This window comes from Nitrospirota bacterium (assembly GCA_040752355.1).
Classification (GTDB): domain Bacteria; phylum Nitrospirota; class Thermodesulfovibrionia; order Thermodesulfovibrionales; family Dissulfurispiraceae; genus JBFMCP01.
The window spans coordinates 39,610-63,717 of the sequence record JBFMHE010000022.1; the positions used below are offsets into that span (position 1 = coordinate 39,610).

The 24,108-nt window shown below is 58.7% G+C and carries 27 protein-coding genes and 2 rRNA genes; 18 read left to right on the forward strand and 11 right to left on the reverse strand.

Annotated features, from left to right (window positions below; translation table 11 throughout):
- Positions 1-3 precede the first annotated feature (3 nt).
- Positions 4-1,176 carry an MFS transporter gene (locus AB1805_14340; GenBank protein ID MEW5746607.1) on the reverse strand — a complete coding sequence of 391 codons (1,173 nt, stop codon included), beginning with the start codon at positions 1,174-1,176 and terminating at the stop codon, positions 4-6.
- A 146-nt stretch (positions 1,177-1,322) separates the two neighbouring features.
- Between AB1805_14340 and AB1805_14345 the strand changes: the two genes are divergently transcribed.
- Positions 1,323-1,967 carry a metallophosphoesterase family protein gene (locus AB1805_14345; protein MEW5746608.1) on the forward strand — a complete coding sequence of 215 codons (645 nt, stop codon included), beginning with the start codon at positions 1,323-1,325 and terminating at the stop codon, positions 1,965-1,967.
- Here AB1805_14345 and AB1805_14350 read toward each other — a convergent pair whose 3' ends face one another.
- On the reverse strand, positions 1,968-3,254 hold the full coding sequence (locus AB1805_14350) for a hypothetical protein (GenBank protein ID MEW5746609.1): 1,287 nt from the start codon (positions 3,252-3,254) through the stop codon (positions 1,968-1,970). It lies immediately after the preceding gene.
- A 193-nt stretch (positions 3,255-3,447) separates the two neighbouring features.
- Here AB1805_14350 and AB1805_14355 point away from each other — a divergent pair, with 193 nt between their 5' ends.
- The 10 genes from AB1805_14355 to AB1805_14400 all read left to right on the forward strand — a co-directional run bounded on the left by AB1805_14355 (position 3,448) and on the right by AB1805_14400 (position 12,171).
- Complete coding sequence (locus AB1805_14355; GenBank protein MEW5746610.1) at positions 3,448-4,830, forward strand: DEAD/DEAH box helicase; 1,383 nt, start codon at positions 3,448-3,450, stop codon at positions 4,828-4,830.
- Between the two features lie 32 nt (positions 4,831-4,862).
- The gene (locus tag AB1805_14360) at positions 4,863-5,078 is read left to right on the forward strand and encodes a hypothetical protein (protein MEW5746611.1); all 216 of its coding nucleotides are present in this window, start codon (positions 4,863-4,865) and stop codon (positions 5,076-5,078) included.
- A 189-nt stretch (positions 5,079-5,267) separates the two neighbouring features.
- Entirely contained in the window at positions 5,268-5,849 is a 582-nt protein-coding gene (locus AB1805_14365) for an NAD(P)H-dependent oxidoreductase (protein MEW5746612.1), read from the forward strand.
- A 116-nt stretch (positions 5,850-5,965) separates the two neighbouring features.
- Positions 5,966-6,388: a hypothetical protein gene (locus tag AB1805_14370; protein MEW5746613.1), complete on the forward strand. Its 423-nt coding sequence runs from the start codon at positions 5,966-5,968 to the stop codon at positions 6,386-6,388.
- A 147-nt stretch (positions 6,389-6,535) separates the two neighbouring features.
- The gene (locus AB1805_14375) at positions 6,536-6,865 is read left to right on the forward strand and encodes an STAS domain-containing protein (GenBank protein MEW5746614.1); all 330 of its coding nucleotides are present in this window, start codon (positions 6,536-6,538) and stop codon (positions 6,863-6,865) included.
- 286 nt (positions 6,866-7,151) lie between these two features.
- Positions 7,152-7,661, forward strand: a complete 510-nt coding sequence (locus AB1805_14380) for an NAD(P)H-dependent oxidoreductase (protein ID MEW5746615.1) — start codon at positions 7,152-7,154, stop codon at positions 7,659-7,661.
- Between the two features lie 10 nt (positions 7,662-7,671).
- Entirely contained in the window at positions 7,672-8,082 is a 411-nt protein-coding gene (locus tag AB1805_14385; GenBank protein MEW5746616.1) for a YbaN family protein, read from the forward strand.
- A gap of 464 nt (positions 8,083-8,546) precedes the next feature.
- Entirely contained in the window at positions 8,547-8,726 is a 180-nt protein-coding gene (locus AB1805_14390; GenBank protein ID MEW5746617.1) for a hypothetical protein, read from the forward strand.
- Positions 8,727-8,891: 165 nt separating this feature from the next.
- A complete protein-coding gene (locus AB1805_14395) occupies positions 8,892-10,937 on the forward strand; it encodes a UvrD-helicase domain-containing protein (GenBank protein ID MEW5746618.1) in 2,046 nt (681 codons plus the stop codon).
- A gap of 67 nt (positions 10,938-11,004) precedes the next feature.
- On the forward strand, positions 11,005-12,171 hold the full coding sequence (locus AB1805_14400) for a Xaa-Pro peptidase family protein (GenBank protein MEW5746619.1): 1,167 nt from the start codon (positions 11,005-11,007) through the stop codon (positions 12,169-12,171).
- A gap of 37 nt (positions 12,172-12,208) precedes the next feature.
- Here the strand turns inward: AB1805_14400 and AB1805_14405 are convergent, their stop codons facing one another.
- Positions 12,209-12,712 (reverse strand): DsrE family protein, encoded by a 504-nt coding sequence (locus AB1805_14405; GenBank protein ID MEW5746620.1) that lies wholly within the window; start codon positions 12,710-12,712, stop codon positions 12,209-12,211.
- Between the two features lie 61 nt (positions 12,713-12,773).
- Positions 12,774-13,364, reverse strand: a complete 591-nt coding sequence (locus AB1805_14410; GenBank protein MEW5746621.1) for a TetR/AcrR family transcriptional regulator — start codon at positions 13,362-13,364, stop codon at positions 12,774-12,776.
- 343 nt (positions 13,365-13,707) lie between these two features.
- On the opposite strand from AB1805_14410, the gene AB1805_14415 reads away from it, so the two are divergent.
- The 5 genes from AB1805_14415 (at position 13,708) to AB1805_14435 (ending at position 17,183) form a co-directional block, all read left to right on the forward strand.
- Positions 13,708-14,433, forward strand: a complete 726-nt coding sequence (locus AB1805_14415) for a PEP-CTERM sorting domain-containing protein (protein ID MEW5746622.1) — start codon at positions 13,708-13,710, stop codon at positions 14,431-14,433.
- Between the two features lie 203 nt (positions 14,434-14,636).
- Positions 14,637-15,293 carry a glycerophosphodiester phosphodiesterase gene (locus tag AB1805_14420; protein MEW5746623.1) on the forward strand — a complete coding sequence of 219 codons (657 nt, stop codon included), beginning with the start codon at positions 14,637-14,639 and terminating at the stop codon, positions 15,291-15,293.
- Positions 15,294-15,359: 66 nt separating this feature from the next.
- On the forward strand, positions 15,360-16,091 hold the full coding sequence (locus tag AB1805_14425) for an SIMPL domain-containing protein (GenBank protein ID MEW5746624.1): 732 nt from the start codon (positions 15,360-15,362) through the stop codon (positions 16,089-16,091).
- A 49-nt stretch (positions 16,092-16,140) separates the two neighbouring features.
- Positions 16,141-16,743: a pseudouridine synthase gene (locus AB1805_14430; protein ID MEW5746625.1), complete on the forward strand. Its 603-nt coding sequence runs from the start codon at positions 16,141-16,143 to the stop codon at positions 16,741-16,743.
- Positions 16,744-16,802: 59 nt separating this feature from the next.
- Positions 16,803-17,183 (forward strand): metallopeptidase family protein, encoded by a 381-nt coding sequence (locus AB1805_14435; protein MEW5746626.1) that lies wholly within the window; start codon positions 16,803-16,805, stop codon positions 17,181-17,183.
- A gap of 122 nt (positions 17,184-17,305) precedes the next feature.
- On the opposite strand, the gene AB1805_14440 is transcribed toward AB1805_14435, so the two are convergent.
- From AB1805_14440 to AB1805_14455, 4 genes are all read right to left on the reverse strand, one after another.
- Positions 17,306-17,617 (reverse strand): transcriptional regulator, encoded by a 312-nt coding sequence (locus AB1805_14440; protein ID MEW5746627.1) that lies wholly within the window; start codon positions 17,615-17,617, stop codon positions 17,306-17,308.
- 1 nt (position 17,618) lies between these two features.
- Positions 17,619-17,951 carry a type II toxin-antitoxin system RelE/ParE family toxin gene (locus AB1805_14445; protein MEW5746628.1) on the reverse strand — a complete coding sequence of 111 codons (333 nt, stop codon included), beginning with the start codon at positions 17,949-17,951 and terminating at the stop codon, positions 17,619-17,621.
- Between the two features lie 197 nt (positions 17,952-18,148).
- Positions 18,149-20,740, reverse strand: a complete 2,592-nt coding sequence (gene hrpB / locus AB1805_14450; protein MEW5746629.1) for an ATP-dependent helicase HrpB — start codon at positions 20,738-20,740, stop codon at positions 18,149-18,151.
- On the reverse strand, positions 20,712-21,947 hold the full coding sequence (locus AB1805_14455) for a radical SAM protein (protein MEW5746630.1): 1,236 nt from the start codon (positions 21,945-21,947) through the stop codon (positions 20,712-20,714). The genes hrpB and AB1805_14455 overlap by 29 nt, the downstream gene beginning before the upstream one ends.
- Before the next feature lie 175 nt (positions 21,948-22,122).
- Here AB1805_14455 and AB1805_14460 point away from each other — a divergent pair, with 175 nt between their 5' ends.
- Positions 22,123-22,800 carry a class I SAM-dependent methyltransferase gene (locus AB1805_14460; protein MEW5746631.1) on the forward strand — a complete coding sequence of 226 codons (678 nt, stop codon included), beginning with the start codon at positions 22,123-22,125 and terminating at the stop codon, positions 22,798-22,800.
- Positions 22,801-23,041: 241 nt separating this feature from the next.
- The gene (locus AB1805_14465) at positions 23,042-23,200 is read left to right on the forward strand and encodes a hypothetical protein (protein ID MEW5746632.1); all 159 of its coding nucleotides are present in this window, start codon (positions 23,042-23,044) and stop codon (positions 23,198-23,200) included.
- Between the two features lie 90 nt (positions 23,201-23,290).
- Here the strand turns inward: AB1805_14465 and AB1805_14470 are convergent, their stop codons facing one another.
- The 3 genes from AB1805_14470 to AB1805_14480 form a co-directional block, all read right to left on the reverse strand.
- Complete coding sequence (locus tag AB1805_14470) at positions 23,291-23,692, reverse strand: DUF3568 family protein (GenBank protein ID MEW5746633.1); 402 nt, start codon at positions 23,690-23,692, stop codon at positions 23,291-23,293.
- A gap of 127 nt (positions 23,693-23,819) precedes the next feature.
- Positions 23,820-23,936: ribosomal RNA gene (gene rrf / locus AB1805_14475) — 5S ribosomal RNA — on the reverse strand.
- A gap of 81 nt (positions 23,937-24,017) precedes the next feature.
- A 23S ribosomal RNA gene (locus tag AB1805_14480) occupies positions 24,018-24,108 on the reverse strand; the annotation flags it as partial.

Below are 24,108 nucleotides of genomic sequence, written 5' to 3' on the forward strand. Positions count from 1 at the left end.
GGGTCAGCGTCCGGAAGGATACTTAATGAAGAGGCTGAGGGCAAGCCCTGCCAGGGGCAGGACCATGATCGACTTCAGGGCGAAGGGGACGCCGAAATGGTCGGCGATGATGCCGAGGATGGTCACCCCGACGCCGCCGGTGCCGATGGCGAAGCCGACCATAAGGCCCGAGGCGACGCCGAGATTGCCGGGGAGAAGCCGCTGGGCCATAACCACGGTGACCGAGAAGGTCGAGATGAGCACCATGCCGAAGAGCCCGAGCGCGAGCACCAGGAGGCTTCCCTTTACCATGAAAATGAAGGGGAACATGAGAGTGCTCAGGATCATCGAGAGGACGAGATACCGCTTGTGGCCCCACCGGTCGGCGAGCGGAGAGCCGATGATCGTGCCGGCCACGCCGCCCAGGAGAAATACCGAGACGAGCTGTCCTGCATACAGAGGGTCGCCCTTGAGGTAATCGATGTAATAGAAAGGGATATACGTCATGATGCCGGCGTGGGCCCAGGACCGGATGATCACGGTCCCTATGAGGACCACCAACGAGACCGGGATCCTCCTGCGCGATGTCCTTACTGCCGCGGCAGCGTGCTCCCGCACCGCTTCCGGCACCGCTATGGAGCTCCGGAGCACGGCGAGGGCTGCCAGGAAGAGCAGCGAAAAGATCATCATCAGGGGCAGCCACGAAAAGCCGAGGCGGGTCACGATGGAGAGCGCGATCATCGGCGCTATGGCGAAGCCGAAATAGCCTCCCACCGAAAAAACAGCCATGCCCGTAGCAGCCCTCGTTCCGGTGAAGTAGGAGGCGGTCTTGAATCCTTCCGGATGGTAGGCGGCAACGCCGAGTCCGCTGAGGATGACGAGGAGCATGATAAGCGCCACGTTCGTCGGCAGCGCTACCAGCGAGAAGCCGCCTCCCGCAACGAGAACGCCGAGAGGGAGCAGAAAGGGTCTTCCCTTGCGGTCGGACAGGAGGCCGAAGAGGGGTTGAATGACCGACGAGGTGACATTCGAGGCGAGCAGAAGCAGCCCTGCCGTCGAGTACGAGAGCGCGAGCCGCTCCTTCAGGAAGGGCAGGATCGCAGGGAGCGCGCCCTGGTATATATCGGTGACGAAGTGCCCCAGGGAAAGGACGAGGAGCGCTTTCAGGTTGAATTCTCTGGCCTCCGGCGTGTTCACGGTCGCGTAGCACCCTGGCATTCATTCGAACGTATGCGCTGCGACTAGTCACCGCGCAATCAGATATACTACGCCCCCGGAGGCGCTTTTTGCAAAACGTTTCTCCTCATCGCCTATTTAAGGTAATATGAAAGGCAGGAGGGACTATGCTCAGGCGCCAGATCGCCGTCGGTGATATCCACGGCTGCTTCGATCTGCTCAAAGCTCTTGTCGACCATGTCATCGCCTTCGATCCCGGCGGGGATATGCTGGTCTTTCTCGGCGATTACATCGACCGCGGCCGGATGAGCAGGGAGGTGGTCGCCTACGTATCGGCCCTGCGCGAGAACTATCCGGACCGCGTCGTCCTGCTCAAGGGCAACCACGAAGAGCTCGCCTTGCATGCGCTCGCGGAGACCGGACAGGACAGAGAGAGGGCCCTCTGGCGGCTGAATGCAGGCGACGACACGATCTCCAGCTACGGTACGATCGACGAGGCGCGGGACGTTCTCCTCCCTTTTATCGAGTCGCTGGAGCTCTCCTACGAGACCGATACGCACCTCTTCGTCCACGGCGGCATCCCCTCGGGCAAAGAGCTGCATACCGCCTCTCTCGAAGATCTCCTCTGGGACAGGAGCCTTTCGTACCAGGGTGAAAAGATACTCGTGGTGGGCCATACGCCGAAGAGCAGGGTGGCGAGATTCAATAACGGCAAGATTATCTGCATCGATACGGGCGCCTACATGACCGGCATTCTCTCTGCCTACGATGTCATAAACGATACCGTCTACACCGCGAAGAGCGGAAAATAGTCAGCGGGGATGCCACCGCTCCCGGTGTGCGGCATGGGTCTTGAGGTAGGCTCCGGGCTTGAAGAAGGTGTCGTAAAACTCCAGGTCGAGATGGTGCGCCTGCAGATACGTTATGAGGAAGATCGAAGGCACCGTCCCCGGAAACTTTCCGAACGTATCGAAGATGTACCGGGCCTGGAGCGCCACGCACTCCCTGAACTCCTCGCTATGCACCGGGGCGGCGGAGCGCACCTTGCGGGAATCTTTCCAGGGACCGGGGGTCTCGGGGTGGAAGGGGCCGCCGGGACCGAACTTCCGCTCCGCCACCGCCTCGACCGCCGCGCGCATGTCCGCGTAATGGGGAGGACAGTATCCTTCCATGACGCCCTCCAGGCCCGTGGGATTCGGATAGGGCCAGCGCTCGTCCTTATCGTACCTGAAGCCGAGGCCGGGCACATCGGGATTGCCGCTGGCCCCGAGCACGCTGAAGGCGTCGACACCGTTGAACATCCACCCGCCGAGCCCCATCGCCTGCAGCATGAGCGCGCCGGCATAGCAGCTTATCGCCAGCTCCGTCGTCAGTTCTGCCATCGACCACTGTTCGACGAAGGTGAGCGGCCAGGTGTTGTTCACCTCCACGATAGTGTTGAATCGCTCGATGCCGGGGATCGGGCGCCGGTTGATATCGTCCATCACCACAAGGCCGTTCTGGAGCATGTAGCAGAGATTGAGGAGCACATGCTGCGCGAGGTCGCCGACAGGGATGACGAGGAGCGTTCCGGGCTGGTTCACTACCCAGGTGTTGTGCGGCTCGATGTACGGCACTTCAGGCGGAACTTTTAACCTGCCGTCCTGGATTTTCCTGACCCGGCTCTTGAGGGCGCCCACTGCCGCCCCGAGATCGAGAGTGCCGTCCGCCTCACGTTCGGCAAAGGCCGGGGCATCGCGGGCATCCAGAAGATACACGCCCTCGTCATCGGTGAAAAAAGTCATGCTCGTATGGAAGCCTGCTGCCGAGGGAAAGGTACGTCCGCCCGCAGCGCCGGCATAGTTGGAGAGATGCGGCGCATAGCGTGCAGCGCGGAAGATGAGGTGATGCCACGACGTATTGCAGCCGCACGCAGCTACGACGAGCAGTTTTTCGAGCTCGGAAAGGGGGAGCGGAGCATGCCCGGAGCGGTACGCAAAGACGCCGTCCGGGATCTCGGCGCCCATGAAAAACCTTCGCGAGCGGCGGCCCAGCAGGGCATCGATCAGTCCGAAAGAGAGCATATCCTGAAATCCGGGAGGCACTTCGGGGTATTCCATGGTAGTCTCCCGACAGGCGGAATCCGTTACAGGTTTATTACAAGAATGACCAACGCTGCTGCGCTGAACGATCTTCGAGCAGTTAGCTACATTATTCCACATATCTGCTGCCCTGTCCATCGGTGAAACCCATTGTCCGAACCTTCGGATCCCTCTTTATAGAGAAAGCTCGAATCATGTTATAGTAAAGGATATGAGATTTGATGAATTGAATATTCCAGAACCGATCCTCGAAGGGATAAGGGCCGCAGGATTTGTCGAGTGTACCCCTGTTCAGGCGCTGACCCTTCCCGAAATGTTGCGCGGCAGGGACATCGCTGCCCAGGCGCAGACCGGCACCGGCAAGACCGCGGCGTTCCTTATCGCCATATTCTCGCGCATGCTCTCCCTGCCGTCACCCGGCACCGGGCCCTCGCCCCGGGCGCTCATCGTCGCGCCGACGCGCGAGCTCGTCGCCCAGATCGATGCAGAGGCGAAGCTCCTGGGAGGCTCGGCGGGATTCAGGATTCTCCCGGTCTTCGGCGGCATCGATTACCGTGAGCAGCGCGAACAGCTCGCCAAGGGAGTCGATGTGCTCATCGGCACGCCGGGCCGCCTCATCGATTACCTGAAGCAGAAGGTCTACAGTCTGAAGAAAACGCAGTTCCTCGTCATCGACGAGGCCGACCGGATGTTCGACATGGGTTTCATCGCCGATCTCCGCTTTATCCTCAGGCGCATGTCTCCCTATGATCAGCGGCAATCGATGCTCTTCTCCGCCACCCTGACCACCAGGGTCATGGAGCTCTGCTACGAGCATATGAACAACCCCGAACGCTTCACGGTCACGCCGGACAAGATAACGGTGGAGCAGATCGAGCAGCAGATTTACCATGTGGGCAAGTCCGAGAAGTTCGGCCTGCTCCTCGGCCTGCTCAGGCGGGAGCCCGACGGCCGGTATATCATCTTCTGCAACATGAAGGTCACGGCAGAGAGGATAAAGGATCTCCTGAACGCCAACGGCTTCCCTGCCGCGGCCATCACGGGCGATATCGACCAGAAGAAGAGGTTCAAGGTACTCTCGCACTTCAAGGAGGGCGAGATTCCGATCCTGATCGCCACCGATGTCGCCAGCCGGGGGCTCCATGTAGAAGGGGTTACCCACGTAATCAACTACGACCTGCCGCAGGACGCGGATGATTATGTACACCGTATCGGCAGGACCGGCCGGGCCGGGGCCGAGGGCAAGGCGATCAGCCTCGCCTGCGAGGACTGCGTGCTGTCGCTTCCCGACATCGAGGACTACATCAAGCAGAAGATTCCCGTCGCTCCGTTCGATGACGAGCTCGTCATCACCGACTACAAACGGCCCGCGCGAAAACGGGACCTGGGTTCTCCGAGGGGGACTGGAGGGCCGAAACGGAACCAGGGAAGGAGAGAGCAAAGAAAACCCGACAGAGGGCGGCCGCCTGTTACCGCAGCAGCAGAAAAGCCTGCCGGGGGCTCTTCCGAAAAGAAAAAGCGCCCGCGCCGGAGGAAAAGGAAGGGGGGCAGCCCCGAACAGGGTTCCCCTCTGACGAACACCCCCGGAGCATAACTGCTCACCGGGGCCGTGGAGTGAACGGCCGTATGAAGTATGCGACCATGAGCAGGGTCGAGCTCGAAGCGGCGCTGAAACGGCTGCGCCACGACCCCGAAGATCTCGAGGAGACGATCAGCTTCAATTTGATGTTCACGGCAGACCATATCGGCGGCAGCCAGGTGAGAAAGGACCAGGAGAGCCTCATGAAGCTCAAGGAAGAGATCGAGCGGATCGAAGCGCTCCTGGCGAGAGCGGAGCAGTAACGCGCCATCCGGTCAGCCTCTTTTTGCGGCCCGCCACCTCTTCTTGATCGTCAGCACAATATGTGATAGTGTTATGCGAGGAGGGCAGCTCCTCCCTCCTCCTGTTGCGGAACCAGGCGCGTATCACGGCGTTCCGGGCGCCGCACAGCATACCACAGCATACCGATGAAGAAGAAAGGGAGGTACCGTATGGCACGGAATACCATCACGATTCTCGGTTTCGCGGGAAGTCTCAGGAAAGGGTCCTTCAACAAAGCGCTTCTGAGGGCGGCCGTGGAACTGGCGCCTGATGAGGCCGAGATCGAGACCTTCGACCTCGAGGGCATTCCCGCGTACAACCAGGACCTGGAGTATGACCCGCCTGCACGGGTAAGAGAGCTCAAGGAAAAGATCAGGGCAGCGGATGCGCTGCTGATCGTCACTCCTGAATACAACTACTCGGTGCCCGGCGTGCTGAAGAACGCCATCGATTGGGCTTCCCGTCCTTACGGAGACAGCGCATTCCCCGGCAAGCCGGTCGCCGTGATGGGCGCCTCCATAGGCATGCTGGGTACTGCGCGGGCGCAGTATCATCTCAGGCAGTCCTTTGTGTTCCTCGATATGCATGCCGTAAACCAGCCCGAGGTGATGGTACCTTTCGCGCAGGAAAAATTCGACGCAGAGGGCAGGCTTACCGACCAGACGGCAGCCGGTCTGATCCGCCAGCTGCTCCAGAACCTGGTCGCCTGGACACGGCAGCTGCAGGGAGAGGTGCTTGCGCCGCGCTCGTAGTACTGCAAAGGAAGTCCCGGCTGCGGCAATCACGCTGTTGCTGTTTGCTGCCGTTAAATTTCTTTAATGGAGGGATGCGCCGTCTTATCGTGCTTCGGGATATGGTATACTTAACCATGCGGAAGGGAAAGCATAACGCGCTCATATCGATATTCATCATCTACTTCGTGCTCTATGCGGTCGCGCCTCTTTCCTATGCCTTTCCGGAAGACGAGACGTACCCTGCTGCTGCTGAACCGAGGGATGCGCAGCAGATAAGCCTCTTTCTCCATGAGCTGCTCCTTTCGAATACAGCCCCGGAGACGGACCGCCCGTCGGATGAAAGCTCCCCGGCACGCATTCTCGTCAAGAAAAAGAAGGCGCTGGTCCGGGCGAACACGATCGTCAAGCAGACAGCGACCGACTCCTGCAGCAGCGCCCTCGGCAGTACGGTTGTTCCTCCCGGGCATGCCGCCGCTGCTCTCTTCCCGGCAGAAGCCCCCGAGCCTGATAGCGGCTATCTTTCTGCAAGCTCCGGACGTTCCCCTCCCTCTCTCTAAGGTTCGTCTCACTGCATAGCTCGCCGGCCAGGCACGCTTTGCGGCATTACAGGAAGAATGCTGCGAGCAGTCCTTTATCCGGGATGCTATGCGGGTGAATCACTGCACGACGTTCATGAGAGACGTAAATGAGAATGGAGGGACAGTATGATCAATCTCAGCTTCAAACGGTCTCAGAAGACGGGCATTCTTACCCTGAGCGGCGAGCTGCTCGCCAGCTACGTCACCGATTTCAAGTCCGCGCTCATGATAGCACTGGACAACTCCGAACGGCTGATCGTCAGCTTCAAGAAAGTGACGAAGCTCGACAAAGCCTATATCCAGATGCTTTGCATTGCAATTAACATCTCGAAGTCGTTGAAGAAGCATCTCATCTTCAACAGCGACAGCCTGAAACAGAAGATCAGGGAGCACTGCATCAACTGCTCCCCCGGGTGCAGCTTCTTCGAGAAGAGGGCCTGTCTGCTGCAGGCATAACTGAAGATGAAACGCCGGGGAGCAGGTCCTCGCCGGCATAGTCTCATTCTCTCTTGTTGCCATGCCATCTCTGCCTCCCGAGACGGCATCCTGGGCCGGGTCCCGTTGTGATTATACGAAAGCGGGCCCGGCCCCTTTTTTGTCCTCCGCGTATGATACAATTGGGTTGGCCCCATGCAAAAGCACGAGAACCGCGTCCTGATACTCTTCGCCCACCCGGCGCTGCAGAAGTCGCGCGTGAATAAACAGTTGCTGCGCGCTGCTCAAGGAATGGCAGGACCTCGTCCTGGCGCACCGGTGGGCTTACGGCAAAGAGGGAGTGGCCCTCAAGGGAAAAAGGCTGCTGAGCGCCGTTTCTACGGGAGGCAGGGAGTCGCTGTTCAAAAAAGAGGGCTTCAACCGCTTTACCATCAGAGAGTTCCTGGCCCCTGTCAACCAGCTCGCCCGTATCTGCGGCATGGAGTACCTGCCGCCCTTTGTCGTCCACGGGACCCATGTGCTGACCGAGCCTGAAATCGCCGCCCATGCTGCAGAGTACCGCGCCCTGGTAACGGCCCTCCGGGATAACAGGGTCGATTTCGCCGCCGCCGTCGATCTCCTGCGCAAGCTCGGCCTCAAGGTCTTCTACGGCGACGCCTCGCGCCATGATAAAAAAAGCTACATCTCCCAGGCCCGGCAGAGGATAGAGGACCTGGAGCAGCTGCTCCTCTCGGAGCTCGACGACAGGGGAGAACACCACGATGCGGGGTGGGACACCGAGTCGATGAGAGAGGAATTCGGCAGGAGAAAGAAGTAGCGGAGATTGTATGATACGTCGCGCCACGAGAATCACCCTCACTATTGTCGGAAGCATCTGTGTCGTGCTGGCGGTTATCGGCATATTCCTTCCCCTGGTTCCGACGACACCCTTCCTGCTGTTGGCCTCCGCCTGCTATGTGAGGGCGTCGGAAAGGCTCCATAGCCGGCTGATGGGCAACAAGCACCTCGGTCCGTACCTGAGGAATATCCAGCAGAAGCGCGGGATCCCGCTCAGAGCCAAGGTCGTCTCCATAGCGCTCATATGGGCGTCCATTCTCTTTTCCGCCTACACCGTCGAGAGCGCCGTTGCCGAGGCGGTTCTGCTTATCGTCGGGCTATCCTTAACAGCGCTGATGCTCGCGATGAAGACGCTCAAGAAGAGCGCTCTGCATTCTCCTTCTGCTGATAATCCTCACTAAAACCTGTGGGGTCGAGCATCTTTCCCTGTTGACAAGTCCGAAAATCCCCCATAAAATCGTACTATGTTCTCTACCCCTCTTACCCGGCGATTCGTCTTCGCCTGTACCCTCCTCTTGCTCTTCTGGACCATCGCTGTCTGCTTTGACAGCCATAAAGACGAAGAGCTCCGCCAAAATTGTCCTCTCTGCAAAGTATCGTCCCACCTTGCAAGCTCTATAGCGGCAGGCAGCAATGCTCTCGCCCACCGCCTTGAGGCAACGGCAGCCTTTCCTCAAGCAGCCGATGCATCCTTCCGGTCGCTTTCAGTATCTTCCTCCAACAACAAAGCCCCTCCGGCATAGTGTTCGCTTCATTAGTACACGGCAGGAGAGCTGCTGCCGCGGTGCCCTGCAATAGAGCGGAGCACCCTGCAGCATGAGTATCGTATCAATTGTTCGGGCCGGAAGCGGGGTACCGTCGAGCTATGGATCTCAAAGAGCTGCGCCAAAAAAAGAGAGCAGAGCTGAAGTATTCAAGAATCAGGTTGCACATCGATATTCTCGAGAAGTTCAAATACCTCTCGGTCGAGCTGGCCAGGTCTTCTCATGACTTGATGACGGAAGCAGCCGAGGATTTACTTAAAAAGTACGGGAAAAAGAAGTAGGGGGAGAAGAGTGCCGGGAGCTTTATACGGTTTGATACTGCGGAAGCGTTCTTCTGCCCGTTTTCTCCTTCGCGAGAGGACCTTATCATTTTTCCGTTGCCTGTTCTCCCTCAAAAATGTACTATATACCCTTCGTCATGACGCTGCTGAAGAGAGATTGCTGACATGGACATGAATCAGGAAATATCCCGCCTCAATCCGCGGCAGCGGGAGGCGGTGCTCCACACCGAAGGACCGCTCCTGATCCTGGCGGGAGCGGGATCCGGCAAGACGAGAGTCCTCACGATCAGGACCGCCCATCTCATTCACATGGGAATCCCGGCGAACACCGTGCTCGCGGTGACCTTTACGAACAAGGCCGCCCGCGAGATGAAAGAGCGGGTATCTTCGATTCTGAAAGGGCTCAATGGCGGCAGCGGAAAGAGCCCCGCCGTCTCGACCTTTCATTCCCTCTGCCTGAATATCCTGCGGCGCGAGATCGAGCGTCTCGGCTACCGCAAGGACTTTACCATCTACGACACCTCGGACCAGCTTTCGCTCTTGCGGAACATCCTCGCCGAGGTAAAGTTCGCTGACAAGAGCTTCAAGGTAGAGCAGGTGATGGAGCGGATCAGCAAATCCAAGAACCATATGCCCGCGCCAAGGAGCGCGGCAAAGCCGGGCTCCAGGGAGGATGACCTCGAGACCATCTCCTCGTATCTCTACCCCAAATATCTCGAAGCCTTGAAGTCGCTGAATGCTCTCGATTTCGATGACCTCCTCCTGCTCACGCTCAGGCTCTTCCGGGAGCACCCCGGGGTGCTCGAGAAGTACCGGGACCGGTTCAGGTATATCATGGTCGATGAATACCAGGACACGAACCGCGTGCAGTACGACTTCATCAGGCTCCTCGCCGGTGAGCGGAAGAATCTCTGCGTGGTCGGCGACGACGACCAATCGATCTATGCCTGGCGCGGCGCCGATATGGGCAACATCCTCGACTTCGAAAAAGACTTTCCCGGCGCGGCGGTGGTGCGTCTCGAGCAGAACTACCGCTCCTTCGGCAACATCCTCAAGGCTGCCAACGGCGTGATCAAGAACAACAAGAAGAGAATGGAGAAAGCGCTCTGGACCGACCGCGGCGACGGGCCCGAGGTGAAGCTCTATAGAGCACCGGACGGCGATGCCGAGGCAGAGTGGGTGGCAGCCCGCATTCAGCAGCTCACGTTCGAAAAGAAGCTCTCCTTCGAGGACTTCGCGGTCATCTACCGGGCCAACCTCTTCTCGCGCCAGTTCGAGCAGGCGCTGCGCAGCAAGCGGATACCCTATTCCGTAGTGGGCGGCACGAGCTACTTCGAGCACCGGGAGATCAAGGACCTCGCCGCCTACCTGAGGATCATCGCCAATCCCCGCGACGAGCTGAGCCTCCTGAGGATTGCGAATATCCCGAGACGGGGACTGGGGCCGACCGCCCTCGGCGCCCTCGCTGATTATGCGCAGCAGGAGAAGATCACGCTGCTGGAGGCCTTCGGCAGGGCATCTGAAACAGACGGCTTGCAGGGGAAAGCTGCCGAGGCAGCGCAGGGACTTGCAGCAGCGGTAAGCAGATATAAATCGCTCTTCTCGGGGAATAAAGACATGTCTGCATCGCTGAGGGCGTTGAGCGAAGAGATCGGCTACCGCGATCATCTCCAGGGCCTCTATAAAACTCCCGAGGCGGTCATGCAGCGGCTCCAGAACATCGAAGGCTTCATCGAGTCCCTCGCGCACTACGAGAAGAGCGACGAGTCGCCCTCGCTCCACGGCTTTCTCGAGACCCTCGCCCTCACCGACCTGCTCAAGGAAAAAGAGGAGCGCCAGGGCAGCGGAGTCACGCTCATCTCCTTCCACTCGGCAAAGGGCCTGGAGTTCCCGGTGGTCTTCATCGTGGGTGTCGAGGACGACATCCTTCCTCACAAGAAGTCGATTTGTGAAGTCGACGGCATCGAAGAGGAGCGGCGGCTCTTTTATGTCGGCATAACCCGCGCGATGAAGGAGCTTTACCTTACCCATGCAGGGAGCCGGATGCGCTACAACAAGAGCGAGCGCTGCAATCCCTCCCGCTTCATCGATGAGCTGCCGGAAGGCGTCGTGAAGAGGATCGAAGGCGGTGCGGTGATCGACGACGGGCTCTCCGAAGAGGACGCGGCAAAGGCGTTCTTCGCCACCATGAAAGCCATGCTGGGGGAGTGATAGTGATGGAATTCCGTTATACTATTCAGGCGTGGCCGGAAGCGCCCGGCAAGGAGGGGGAAACGCCATGGTGCCTAAAAGCGAAGGTGAGCTCAGGATAGAACGCCTCAGGGCGAGGCTCAGGGACAAGGGAATCGACGGAGCCCTCATCGTCTACCCTATCGATGTCTACTACTTTTCCGGGACCCGTCAGAATGCGCTCCTCTGGATCCCCTCAGAGGGAGAGCCGGTGCTCCTGGTGCGGAAGAGCTACACCAGGGCACGCGGCGAAAGCATCATCGCGGATGTCAGGCCGATGCCCGCGAGCAGGGAGCTCCCGGCGCTCTTCAGTAAGAATATCCGGAGGATCGGGGTCACGTTCGATGTACTGCCGGTACAGCAGTACCACTTCTATTCCGGAATCCTGGCCGGATGCGAATTCGTCGATATCTCTGCTATCAACCGCGAGTTCCGCTCGATCAAGTCGCCGTGGGAGGTCGAGCAGCTGCGGTCGAGCGGCCGCAAGCTCTCCGAAGTCTTCAGCACGATCCCCTCATTTCTTGTGGCGGGAATGAGCGAGATCGATCTGGCTGCAGAGATCGAATACCGGCTGAAGAGAGCGGGGACCGACGGTCATCTCCGTATACGGGCCTTCAACCAGGACATCGTCTACCTCGCCGTTGCAGGAGAAAATGCCGCGCTCCCCGGCTGCTTCGACGGAGCGGTTGCCGGCAAAGGGCTCTCTATCGCTGCGCCCTACGGGCCGTCCAGGGACCCTATCAAGAAACACTCGCCGGTCATTGTCGACTACGCAGGGGTCTTCAACGGCTATATCGTCGACATGACCCGCCTCTTTGTGATCGGCAGCCTTCCGGAGGAGCTGGAGCGGGCGTTCAGGGTGAGCCTCGAGATCGAGCAGTGGCTTGTCAGGAGCCTGAGACCCGGAGCGGTCGGCGAGGAGCTCTTCGCCGGAGCTGTACGGATGGCCGAATCCGCCGGTTTGGGAGAGCGCTTTATGGGATACCCGGGGGAACAGGCGAAGTTTGTAGGCCACGGTACCGGGCTCGAGCTGGATGAGCTCCCCCTGCTCGCTCCCCGGTTTTCATCTCCCCTCGAGGCCGGTCATGTACTCGCCATCGAGCCCAAATTCGTCTTCCCGGGCCAAGGGACCGTCGGGATAGAAAACACCTATGCCCTTACCCCGGAAGGCGTCGAACGGCTCACCGATCTTCCCGATGCTATAGTGTACCTGTAGACTGAATGAGCCCTCCGGGGCCCTGCGCGATGCGCCTCTACATGATCGGGATCACGGCATATCCCATGCTCTGGTAACCGATGAGGGAGATAAAGGTGTTGCCGACCACCTTGATCCCGGGCAGCAGTGAACTGTTATCGACCTCGAAAAGCCGCGTCGCTATGGAGCAGGCCTCGAATTTTACCCCCATCCCTTTCAGCTCGCTCACCAGCTTCCCGAGCTTCTCGAGGGATTCCCGCTTCTGTCCTTCGATGGGTTCTGCGTCCTTCGTCACGAGCCCGACAGAGACTCCCCTGAAGGCGACGATGATATCGGGCTGTACCTTTTGTCTCTTGAGCCCCTGGTAGGTCTCTTTGATAACACTGAGATACAGAACGAGCCTGTCGGGGTCTCCGGTGTTGATATCGAAGATCGCCTTTCCAGTCCTGAGCCCTTTAAGGGCATCCCTGTCGTCGTGCTGAGCGGCTCCGGCGCCGCCAGCAAAGCCGAGAGCGATTACTACTATTGCCGCGATGATAGCTGAAAATTCCTTTACCTTCATACTGCCTCCATACCGCTTTATTAAAACGAACGCTCGTTCGCTTCTGCGATCAATAAAATGCTTAGTCATGCGCAATCCCTCTCCAGCCGCAGCTCCAGACCTCCTCCAGATGCTGCTTGAGGGGCGGAGCGATAATGCCGTCCATATAGAGGTGAATCATGCGAATAGCCCCGCCGAAGAGGCCGGCAGCAGCAACCAGGGGATCCATCGGGCGTATCTCTCCCGATGCCATGCCCTCCTTCACGATATCTTTCATCAGCTCGAAAGGCCGGGAAGAGCAGATGGGCGGCTCATCCGGCATGAACTCGCGGTGCCGCGCATAGAGGATGAAGTGCATCATTTCGGGGTCGTCCTCAGCCATCTCGAAGAGGAGCTGGATCACCGCCTGGCTCCGGTCCCGGGCGGTCGAGAGTTCTTTCATGACCACCGCCACCGCCTCGGCCATGCGCGCCACCAGGTCATCGTAGATCGCCTTGGCGATCGCTTCCTTACCGCTGAAATAGTGGTAGATAGCGCCGATACTGATATCGGCCGCCTTCCTGATATCGTGTATGGAGGTGTTGAAATACCCTCTCTCGGCAAACAGCCTGAGGGCGGTCCTCACGATCAGTGAGCGGATATCGACGGAGCGTGCGGCTGTCCTTTCCTTCATGGTCTCGGCCTCAATTCAGAACGAATGTTCGTTTTATTGTAAGGAAAGTTGGGGCTCCTGTCAAGGAGAGAGATCGCTGCTGTCGGAAAGGGCAACACGGCAACCCGTGACATAGCGGCAATCTCAACAAATTCAAGGTATGCATAGCGAATAAAACAACATCCCGGCCGTATGGCGTAACAGTATCCGACATTTTGTCGGAAAACTTTATACTTCCAGGGCGCAGCCTTTCTGCTGAATGCTGATCTATTCATATATTCCAGATACTTATCGAGTGGCATGCATTGTGCAAACGCAAGCAAAGCGCGCTTCGAAATCCATAACTTAAGCGAAGGGAGGATGTATGCGGATAGGCAAAGCAGTTCTCGTGCTCCTCGTAGTATCTCTGCTCGTTCCCGGAATGCTCCATGCAGCACGTATCGGCCTCTATGTTGACGCGGCTCCGAACATGTACGGTGCTCCCGGCTACCAATCCTGGTGGAGCAACGCGCAAAAGACGGCTGCTGCAGGGACATTCATCAACATGGCGAACAGCGCCAGCAGCAGCAATATCGGCACCACCAATTTCGATATCCGCGATGCGGTGGTCTACAACTTCGGAGACCTCGGGAAACGCCTCCACTTTACGTATTGGATCCCGGGACAGACCGTGGCGCAGCTCCAAGGGACAGAACGGTTCAAGGTGAGCCTTTCTTATACCTGGAACGGGGCCAGCCACGACTTTTACGATGAAGCGTTCGGATCGACATGGCTGGAGCCTGCATCATGGAAAGACCTGGATGCGGACGGTAACGGCAGCATCGATGGCGTTGTCGGCACCGCGGGGTTCGCCTGGTGGGGGGCGTACAACACGAATACACCCGAAGAGCTGGCCGAGAACCTGGATGACTGGAGCGCATACCAGGGCGATATAGCGTTCGGTGCGCTCTTTGACGGGAAAGAATATGTCCTGGCGGCCCACCACGTACTGCCGACACCCCAGGCCCCTGTCCCCGAACCCTCGACATTGGCGCTTCTGGCCGCAGGCCTGGCAGGAGTTGCAGCGTTCAGAAAAAAGCTCAGAAAGTAGCCCGAAGCCTTTCCCTGCATGCCGGGAGCGGTATCCTGCCCGTACGGGCAGGATACCGCTCCTTTCATTGTGGCTGCCGGGTGGCTGCCGGCGCTGCCTCTATGGATTACTGGTAAAATTTAAGAAGAGGACGGGAGCGCCCGGTAAGGGTCGCATAAGGGCCACATTAATGGATAGTTCCGGGGGGATCGGGAGGAGACGGGATGTTTCTTAAGGTCGGACATCGCGGAGCAAAGGCCTATGAGACCGAGAATACCCTCGCCAGCTTTCAGAGGGCGATCGAGCTGGGCGCGAATGCCGTCGAGCTCGATGTGCGGAAGACGAAGGACGGCAAGCTCGTCGTTATCCATGACGATACCCTGAAGAGGGTCTTCGGCGAAGATATCTCTGTCAGCCAGGCGACCTTGAAGAAGCTGAAGCAGGTCACCGACGGCAGGCTCCCTGCGCTCGATGAGGCGCTGCGCTTCATCGACGGCAAGGTCGAGAAGATCCTGGTGGAGTTGAAGGAGATCGGGGACGAAAAGAAGGTCCTCGAGACCGTCACGAAAGAGGGGCTGCAGGACCGGGTGATCGTCGTCTCGTTCCACGAGGATGCGCTGTGGGAAGTAAGGGGTTTGAACAGGACGATAGAGACCGGCCTGATCTATGCAAAGCACAAGAGTCCGGTAGCCGCGGCGCTCAAGCTCGACGCCCGGTATATCGTGCCGCTCTATAGAATCGCGCACACCAGAACGATCGAGGACGCCCACAGCCATAATCTCAAGGTAGTCGTCTGGACCATCAACACGAAGAAGGAGGTCGCAGCCTGTAAAGCCAAAGGTGTCGACGGTATCGCCAGCGACAAGCCTGACATACTCTAAGCTCTTCGCATGCCCTCCATGTGATATCATTTCCATTATGCTGCAAGAATGAAAGGAGCGCATCATATGAGACTATGTTTAACAGTGGTAGCATTTTTTTTGTTGTTCACGTCCTATGCCGGAGCCGCCGACAAGATACCGGACGACGCTGGCCCGGGGACCATCTCGGTTACCGGGACCGCCGCCGCTTACCATGCTCCTGATACAGCGACGGTGGTGCTCGCCGTCGAGACGACCGCCTCGTCCGTGCCTGAAGGGATCAAGGCCAATGCAAAGAAAGCGGAGGCCGTGATGAACGCGCTGAAGGGCCTCGTCAGGAAGGACGCGGGCGACTCGGTGAAGACCTCTCACTATTCCCTACAGCCCCTCTATGATTACGATACCCGGCAGCGGAAGAACGAGCTTACCGGCTATCGCATAACCAACCAGATAACCGTGAGGACCCGAGATACCGCCCTTGCGGGAGCGCTCGTCGATAGCGCGATAAAGAGCGGAGCGAATCGAGTCGACAGCGTCAGCTTTTCGCTCGAGAACGAGGAGAAGCACTGCAGGGATATCCTCGTGAGGGCCGTCGAACAGGCGCGGAAAGAGGCGGCGATCGTGGCGGAAGCCCTGGGCGTTATCATCACCGGCGTAAAGAGCGCTGCCCCCGAATGCGGCGTGCGCGGCATCCAGCCGGTGCTCCGCCGCGAGATGGCCCTGGCGCAGAAAGCGGCGAGCGATACCGCAACGCCGGTTGAGGCAGGCGATATCGAGGTGCAGGGCATCGTGAACATAGCCTTTCTCATCGGTAAATAGCGTGATGGGGAGCCCGACGTCCGCCGTCGTTTTAGTTCTATAATAGAGAGTGGCCAAGAGACAGTCGTGTCGAATTATTCTCTTTAACAAGCCCTTCCACGTGCTCTGCCAGTTCACGGATAAGGCGGGACGCGCCACACTTAGCGACTACATCTCTTTCCCCGATGTCTATGCCGCCGGCCGCCTCGACTTCGACAGCGAGGGGTTGGTAGTCCTGACCAACGACGGCGCTCTCCAGCACCTTATCTCCGATCCCCGCCACAAACTTTCCAAAACGTACCTGGTGCAGGTGGAAGGACTGCCCGATCAGCGGTCGATCGAGCGGCTCAGGAAAGGGGTGCTCCTGAGAGACGGAATGACAAAACCTGCAGAGGTGGCGCTCATCGATGAGCCTCCCGGCCTCTGGCCCCGCATACCCCCGATCCGTTTCCGCAAGAATATCCCGACCGCATGGCTGCGCATGAGCATCACCGAAGGCAGGAATCGCCAGGTGCGCCGCATGACCGCTGCCGCAGGATATCCCACGCTCCGCTTGATCCGCACGGCTGTCGGGCTGTGGGAGATAGGCATGCTCAGGCCGGGCGAATGGAAAGAAGTCGCCTGCCCGTCGGACGTGGAGGCGAGCGCTCGACGCAGAGCGCCGAGACCGTAGAGTGCGCCGGAATACTTCGACTCTATATACAACACCCTGAAAGCTGTTAGAATGGGTACATGTCCTTTATCGTAAGCAGAAAGCGCTTCGAAGAGCTCACCGAGGAGGCGCTCGCAGCGTTGCCCGACGAGTTCAGGCAGTATCTCACGAATGTCACGGTCATCGTCGAGGACTATCCGGGCCGTGAGGATGCGCATCTCACCGGTGTACCCCGCGACGAGCTCCTCGGCCTCTTTCGCGGCATCGCCCATCAGGACAAGGGCGGCATGTTCGACATCCCGCCGCCCCTGCCTGACGAAGTCATTCTCTTTCAGAAGAATATACAAGAGATATGCTCGTCAGAAGAGGAGCTGATCGATGAAATCCGGATAACGCTCATTCACGAGATCGGCCACTACTTCGGATTTTCGGAAGAGGAGCTCGAGCAGTACGAGGGATAAGGGTATGCCTTTCCGGTCTGCCTGACATTCATCCCGGTAACGGCAGATATCCCCCTTGCCGGTTAAGTACAAATAGAATGTTGTTTGTCGGGTGCGGAGTTTTCAGAGAAAGCCTGCTATCCCTAAGCCTTAGCCCGAAGTTTTATATGCTCCTGATCCTGTAATACTTTTAAAATACCTACAATACTATCCATGCGCGGGTTGCCCTTCGGTCCCAGCATACGATGTATACTCTTGCTGTCTTTGTTGAGCTTTTCGGCAAGTGTCGGAAAGGTGATCGTTGCATTAATATAGTCGCGAAGCATAGCCTTGCCGGCATCGAGATTGCCCTCTAGAATCTCGTTTACCGCCTCGGTGAGAAGCCCTCTGCGGAATTTCGCATCACGCGCTGCCCGTTCCATTATTGTTTCTCGAAAATCACGAGTAAGTGCCATTTTAGCCCTCCTGCTTCTTTCTGGCCTTATAATCTTGCCAGAGCATTTTTGCTTTATCAATATCTTTCTGCTGCATCTTCTTTGTGCCCCCACACAACAGAATGATCAGAGCATTTCCCTCCAGACCAAAATAAATGCGATAGCCCGGACCAAAATCTATCTTGCACTCAGAAACACCGCCGCCAACTGACTTAACATTAGAGAAGTTGCCATACTGTAATCGATATAGGGCGGTCGTTACTTTGTTTGCAGCCCCCGAATCAAGCCTCTTGAACCATTCCCGGAACGGTGAGGCCCCCGCTTGAATAAACTCTTTGACTGAGTATTCCGTCATCGTATTGACTTTATGGTAACATTTGAGTTACCTTATGTCAAGGCTCCAGACCTGATGCAGTGAAATGGACAGAGGACGAATTTATGGTAGGTTTTGATGGGCTAGATTTGCGAGATGTTCTTCCCGAACTTCACGTTAGTCAGATCTTATCGACTTTCAGAAACAGGTATCCGGGCAGAAATATGCTCTCCCTCCTCTCAACTCCCCCGCTGCTTCGTCTTCCTCGTCGGCGCCGCATTCCACGGGTCGTCAGGCCAGGGGTGTTTGGGGTAGCGGCCCTTCATCTCTTTTTTCACCTGCTGATAGCTGCCGTTCCAGAAGCCTTTCAGGTCCTGCGTGATCTGTAACGGCCGCCGCGCAGGAGAGAGGAGGTGGAGGAGCACCTTCACTCTTCCCTCTGCAATAACGGGAGTGTCGGCGAGGCCGAACATCTCCTGCGGCTTGACGGCGAGCACGGGAACAGCTCCCTGGGTATAATCGAGCGCGACGCGGTGGCCGCTCGGGACAGGGAGGTGCGACGGCGCGCGCTCATCGAGCAGCCGCTGCTGTTCCCATGAAAGAAGGGCTTTCAGGGCAGGAACGAGATCGAGGCGGGCAATGTCCTGAACGGTACGAACACCGCCGAGCCAGGGCAGGAGCCATTCTTCGACCGTGGCAATGAGGCGATACTCCGACAGGTCGGGCCATGTCTCCTCCGGAAAGGTTGTGCGCAGGAGGGCAACGCGCCCCTGGAGCTGCCGGGCCTCCCTGCTGAAGGTGAGCATGCCGAGGTTCGACCGTATCGCTTCAGCTACAAGCGGGGCAGCCTCGTCATCGTCCGGAACAAAGGGCTTTGTCGAGAGGAGCACTGCGCCGAGGCGCTCTTCTACTGCCGCGCTGATCCTCCCCTCGCGCCTCTCCCACGAAATGGTCCGTTCGGTCTCGATGCGTTCCGCGCACTCCTCCCGGATGACGGCTTCGGCCACCGGCGCGGCAAGGTGCACTATCCCCTCTCCTTTTTCTCCTGCATCGACCGTAAGGGCGATGATGAACGGGCTTCTGCCCAGACTGCTCCCTGGCGAAAGGCGCACGCCCCGTCCCTGCGTAAGGACGAAGCGGCCCTCGCCCTCCTCTCTCCGCCTGCCGATCCTGTCGGGGAAGGCGCTCGTGAGCAAGCGGGAGAGGAGATCGGGGTCGACCATCCCGGCAGCTCCGTTTCCCTGCTTCCCCTTCACGAGGCGCAGGAGCTGCCGTGCTGCCCTCTCCACGGCGCGCAATGCCCAGCGGTCGGCATGAGGAACATCGTTTCCGTTACGCCACGCGCGCAGCATATCGATCCGCTCGGCGATGTCCGCCTCCCGCGCCCTGCTTCCCGGCAGGCCGCTGTGATCGAGACCGCTGCGGCGGAGCGGATCGCGCTCCGAGAGGAGCGCGGCAAGGTCGGCGCCGAGATCGGCAGCGCCGATCTCGCCTGCCCTCACCATGAGACGCGCAAGCCGGGGATGGAGAGGCAGGCGCGCCATCGCCTTGCCGGTCGCGGTCACCGCTCCGCTGGTGTCGAGCGCCCCCAGATCGGCGAGGAGACGGCAGGCCGATTCCCATGCCGCCGCAGGCGGCGCATCGAGCCAGGAGAGCGTTGAAGGGTCTCTTACGCCCCATACCGCCAGTTCGAGCACAAGGGCGGAGAGATCGGAAACGAGCAGCTCGGGCGGGGCAAAGGGGAGCATTGCATTGAAAGTATGGCGGCTGTAGAGTCGGTAGCAGCGCCCGGGAGCAAGGCGGCCTGCCCTGCCCTTGCGCTGTTCAGCAGAGGCCTTCGACACCGAAACCGTGATCAGGCGGTTCATGCCTGTTGCCGGGTCGTACTGGAGCCTTCGGGTCAGTCCGCTGTCGATGACGACCGTAATGCCCTCGATAGTAAGGGAGGTCTCCGCAATATTCGTGGCGAGCACGATCTTGCGATGAGCAGCAGGGAGCATGGCCCGCTCCTGCTCCTCGAAAGGCAGATCGCCGTAGAGCGGGTGAACCGTAACGCCGCTCTCCCGGCACTCTTTGAGTGAGCCGAGCACCGCTGCACAGGCGCGAATCTCACCGGCGCCGGGCAGGAAGACGAGGATATCTCCCGAGGTCTCGCTCAGTGCTGTACGGACAGCCTCAGTAACGCGCTCGGCAAGCGAAGCCGTACGCATGGCCCTGCCGCTCTCCGGAAAGAACCGTTCTTCCACAGGAAAGGCCTTGCCGACAGAGGTGATGACCGGCGCGTTATCGAAAAGTGCGGCGATAGGTTCCACGTCCAGGGTAGCCGACATGACGAGGAGCTTCAGGTCATCCCTGAGGTTCCGGCGCACATCGAGGCAGAGGGCCAGCGCCAGGTCTGCATGCAGGCTCCGTTCGTGAAACTCATCGAAAATGACCATGGCCACACCATCAAGCCCGGGGTCTGCCTGGAGACGCCGGGTAAGTATTCCCTCGGTGACGACCTCGATGCGGGTCTTTGCCGAGACGCGGCTTTCGAAGCGTATCGAGTAGCCCACGGTCTCGCCCGCCTGCTCGCCGAGCGTCTGCGCCATCCAGCGCGCTGCCGAGACCGCGGCGATCCTACGCGGCTCAAGCATGATGATACGGCCGGCCTTGGGAGGAAAGATATCGAGCAGCGCGAGGGGCACCCGCGTCGTCTTTCCGGCGCCGGGCGGGGCATGGAGGACTACTGCGGAGTGGCGGTCCACCTCCTCTTTCAGCCGTTGAAGTATTGCATCAATGGGATACGTGATCGAGATCGTCTTACTCCTCTCCGAGATAGGGATTGAAATAGCCGAATCGCAGGAAGGGGAACTCCCTCTTCAGCATTCCGAGCCACTTCAGGACGCCTCTTGCTGCTCCAGTCGGTCGGTGCTGCACAGTCTCCATATACCACTCAGGGTCCATATTGAGGTTGCGCAGTTGAATGAGATCGGGCCGGAAGGTCTCGACAAGGTCGAAAAGCGCCGACATCTCTTCAGGATCGTCAGTGAATCCCGGCAGAATAAAGTAGTTCAGCGAGACGAACTTGTTCTGCCGCTTCATCACCCTGATCGAATCCGTCACCTCGGCGAGGGAGAAGCCGCGGGGCCGGTAATAGAGCCGGTGCTTTTCCGGCCGCGCGCTGTTCAGGCTCACGCGGATCGAGTCGAGCCCTGCCCGGGCGAGCCGTTCGACGCGTCCAGGCATGCTCGCATTGGTGTTCAGGTTGATCGTTCCCCGGGCGGTCTGCTTCCTGATCGTTTTTATCGCTCTTTCGATGACCTTCGCTTGCATGAGCGGTTCTCCCTCGCATCCCTGGCCGAAGCTGACGATCGGCCGGGGCGCCCCGATGAGATGCGGTACGGCCATGGCGACGATCTCATCGGGGGAGGGGACAAAGGGAATTCTCTCCTGTGATGAGGGGCAGCAGCCTGAGGTCTGGAGCGAGATGCAGCCTATGCAGCCGGCGTTGCACTGCGGAGAGGTAGGGACCGGCGCCTCCCAGCGATCGAGGAAATAGTTGCGCGCCGCAGGGCACCCGTAGGTAAGACAGCACTTCCCGAGGTGCTGGATAAGCCGGTTGTCGGGGAACTTCTTCAGGCGCTGCCGCGTCTTCGCCCGTACGGTACGCTGGCGGTACCGGTCGGCGTCCTGGCGGGGATCGGGGTCGCTCCGGAACGCCGCCACCCAGAAACGGCCGTCGAGCCATCCTACGGCAGTGTAGGCGAACAGCGGCAGCGGCGCCACGGCTGCGGCGAGCTTTTCATAAGCGACAGTGTAAAGGGACGTATGGGCGGGAGCGACAAAGGCCGCAACCGCCCTGGCAGGAGCGCCCGGAGCAGTGGGGTCCTCCGGCACTCGGGAGGGGAGCCCGTCACAAGGGTCGATGCCCACAGGAGCGCGATCCGGCAAGACGAAGAGCTCGCTCCCTTCGGGCAGCGGTATCAATTCGGAGAGCCGCGGCCTGAGTACCGCCGCGCCGCTCCTGCCCGCCATCTCGAGGTCCGGCAGGTCCATGATCTCTCCCGAAGCAGTGGCATACACCATCCGGGGCATTGCGGGGGGATGCATCGTTCGCATGATCACACCTGAAAGAAGAGCCTGTCTTTACACGTTACCACAGGCAGCCGGAAAAATACGAGGGCGTCCTCTCTCTGTATTCTTTGGATCGCTGTCGCGGTATAATCATACTATGAACCTCACCCGGTTGCGCGGCAGCGTCGATTTCTGGAACCATTTCGCTCCGTGGTACGAGAAGTGGCTGAGCCGCGGGGCCTATCACATGCCCCTTACGAGGGAGCTCAGCCAGATGGTCGAGCCCGGATGGCGCATACTCGACATCGGCGCGGGCACCGGCGCGCTCTCCATACCCATGGCAGCGCTGGGGTGCAGTGTTACCGCGCTCGAGCCCTCTCCGGGGATGAGAGATTTTTTCAGCGGAAAGCTCCTCTCTTTCGGGATCGAGAGCGTTACACTTCTTCCCCTCCGGTGGGAAGAATTCCCCATAGAGAAAGGAAAGGAATTCGATCTCGTCGTCGCCTGCAACAGCCTTCACCTCACTGCGGGAGGCATCACGGGAGGGATGGAAAAGGTCTTCGCCTCAGGGGCAGCCTATGCCTGCCTCATTACGGAGGTGAATCAGAGCATCTTCATCGACTTCAAGCATATCAGCGCGCTCCAGGATGCCTACGCCTTCCTCTCGATCAGGAGGCATGCGGTAGACAGCAGCTTCTATTTCGAGAGCATGGATGAGGTGCTCGACTTCGAGGAGCTGCTCGGCAGAGGGATAGAGGCCGAGATGACGGACGGCAAGCCGATGCAGCGTGACAGCACCGAGGTCGCCGTGGTCTGGTGGGAGCTCAAAAAATAGCGGGTGCAGGATGCCCTTCCAGCGGGGTCGTATTCGCTCATCCCGGCATCCCTTCATTGACACCCCCCCTCTTTTTAGATTATAGTTAAAAGTTTGGTGCAGTTCTCTCGTATTACCCCGACAACAGCTCATTTCCCTGAAAGAGAGACGCTGCCTGAAGGAATCGGCGCGCATGGGGGGGAAAGATAGCATTGTTTCCCTTGAGGCCGTACGATAGTTGTGTGTGAAAGGAGGGAGTGTCATGGCAGAAAAGAAGAAGTCCAAAACCGACGTTTCAGCGAGACTGGAGAGCAAGGGAAAGGCACAGCTTTGCCGCAGCTGCGGGAAAAAGGTTGATGTCGTTATGTCCGTTTCTCCGTCAGGCAAGAAGAAGATGAAGCGTTTATGCTGTGCAGCGTAATGAGCTCATTTTCGTCTCCTGCGGTGCTGCAATGCAATCGATGCACCGCAGGAGCCCTCTTGATTGCGCTCCCTGATGCGCTCCGGGGAGCTAGGCTTTTCCTTCCAGTATTTTTATCGCCTGGTCGATAATCGCGAGCGCTGTCGCCTTGTCCTTTAAAAGGATCTTTTTTCGCGCATCGATAGCTATCTTTGTCGTTTTCGCGGTAATCCTTTCGAGACCTATATAGACGGTCAGCTCATCGGCAACGGCTCTTATTTCCACATCACCCTCGTCTTTTTTACGCTCCACTTCCCGAATACCCATCTTCTTCAGCGCCATGTTCATCGCCATAGCGACCCTGTCCACAGGGTAGCATACTGTTTTATAAGCAACGTTGGTGATAGTGTAAGCGACTCCGCCGCTCGCGCCGGTGATGAGAAGGCTTGCACACCCTGACGACAGGAACATCGTGCAGAGCAGCAAAAAAGAAACGATGCCTCTAGCGTTCATGGCGCACCCCCTTCCGCTTTCTGGAGACAGTTTACTTCAGGGAAGACCGCTAAGGAGGTGCATACGTCACAAAAACAGAAGAAACCTGAAAACAAAAAGGCCCGGTGGTTAACCGGGCCTCTCGAAAATCCGGCAGCGTCCTACTTTCCCATGACCTCGCGGTCATAGTATCATCGGCCTCGGAGGGCTTAACTTCCGTGTTCGGAATGGGAACGGGTGTGACCCCTCCAGTATTACCACCGGAAACTTTAATATACTATATCGGAATTAAAAAAGCAAGAAAAAATTAATTGACAATGTGGGGGGTGGGTGAGGGGAGACAGTAGTGGTCAAGGCACACGGTCTATTAGTACTGGTAAGCTGAATCCGTTACCGGACTTACACCTCCAGCCTATCGACGTGGTGGTCTACCACGG

Bases quoted from the DNA above. Each gene is read 5' to 3' on its own strand.
- AB1805_14370 (MEW5746613.1), top strand. From the start codon at position 5,966: ATGCGGAAGGGAAAGCATAACGCGCTCATATCGATATTCATCATCTAC.
- AB1805_14420 (MEW5746623.1), top strand. From the start codon at position 14,637: ATGTTTCTTAAGGTCGGACATCGCGGAGCAAAGGCCTATGAGACCGAG.
- AB1805_14405 (MEW5746620.1), bottom strand. From the start codon at position 12,712: ATGAAGGTAAAGGAATTTTCAGCTATCATCGCGGCAATAGTAGTAATC.
- AB1805_14375 (MEW5746614.1), top strand. From the start codon at position 6,536: ATGATCAATCTCAGCTTCAAACGGTCTCAGAAGACGGGCATTCTTACC.
- AB1805_14395 (MEW5746618.1), top strand. From the start codon at position 8,892: ATGGACATGAATCAGGAAATATCCCGCCTCAATCCGCGGCAGCGGGAG.
- AB1805_14425 (MEW5746624.1), top strand. From the start codon at position 15,360: ATGAGACTATGTTTAACAGTGGTAGCATTTTTTTTGTTGTTCACGTCC.
- AB1805_14410 (MEW5746621.1), bottom strand. From the start codon at position 13,364: ATGAAGGAAAGGACAGCCGCACGCTCCGTCGATATCCGCTCACTGATC.
- AB1805_14460 (MEW5746631.1), top strand. From the start codon at position 22,123: ATGAACCTCACCCGGTTGCGCGGCAGCGTCGATTTCTGGAACCATTTC.
- AB1805_14465 (MEW5746632.1), top strand. From the start codon at position 23,042: ATGGCAGAAAAGAAGAAGTCCAAAACCGACGTTTCAGCGAGACTGGAG.
- AB1805_14435 (MEW5746626.1), top strand. From the start codon at position 16,803: ATGTCCTTTATCGTAAGCAGAAAGCGCTTCGAAGAGCTCACCGAGGAG.
- AB1805_14355 (MEW5746610.1), top strand. From the start codon at position 3,448: ATGAGATTTGATGAATTGAATATTCCAGAACCGATCCTCGAAGGGATA.
- AB1805_14445 (MEW5746628.1), bottom strand. From the start codon at position 17,951: ATGACGGAATACTCAGTCAAAGAGTTTATTCAAGCGGGGGCCTCACCG.
- AB1805_14400 (MEW5746619.1), top strand. From the start codon at position 11,005: ATGGTGCCTAAAAGCGAAGGTGAGCTCAGGATAGAACGCCTCAGGGCG.
- AB1805_14385 (MEW5746616.1), top strand. From the start codon at position 7,672: ATGATACGTCGCGCCACGAGAATCACCCTCACTATTGTCGGAAGCATC.
- AB1805_14365 (MEW5746612.1), top strand. From the start codon at position 5,268: ATGGCACGGAATACCATCACGATTCTCGGTTTCGCGGGAAGTCTCAGG.
- AB1805_14345 (MEW5746608.1), top strand. From the start codon at position 1,323: ATGCTCAGGCGCCAGATCGCCGTCGGTGATATCCACGGCTGCTTCGAT.
- AB1805_14350 (MEW5746609.1), bottom strand. From the start codon at position 3,254: ATGGAATACCCCGAAGTGCCTCCCGGATTTCAGGATATGCTCTCTTTC.
- AB1805_14360 (MEW5746611.1), top strand. From the start codon at position 4,863: ATGAAGTATGCGACCATGAGCAGGGTCGAGCTCGAAGCGGCGCTGAAA.
- AB1805_14470 (MEW5746633.1), bottom strand. From the start codon at position 23,692: ATGAACGCTAGAGGCATCGTTTCTTTTTTGCTGCTCTGCACGATGTTC.
- AB1805_14390 (MEW5746617.1), top strand. From the start codon at position 8,547: ATGGATCTCAAAGAGCTGCGCCAAAAAAAGAGAGCAGAGCTGAAGTAT.
- AB1805_14440 (MEW5746627.1), bottom strand. From the start codon at position 17,617: ATGGCACTTACTCGTGATTTTCGAGAAACAATAATGGAACGGGCAGCG.
- AB1805_14415 (MEW5746622.1), top strand. From the start codon at position 13,708: ATGCGGATAGGCAAAGCAGTTCTCGTGCTCCTCGTAGTATCTCTGCTC.
- AB1805_14455 (MEW5746630.1), bottom strand. From the start codon at position 21,947: ATGGACCTGCCGGACCTCGAGATGGCGGGCAGGAGCGGCGCGGCGGTA.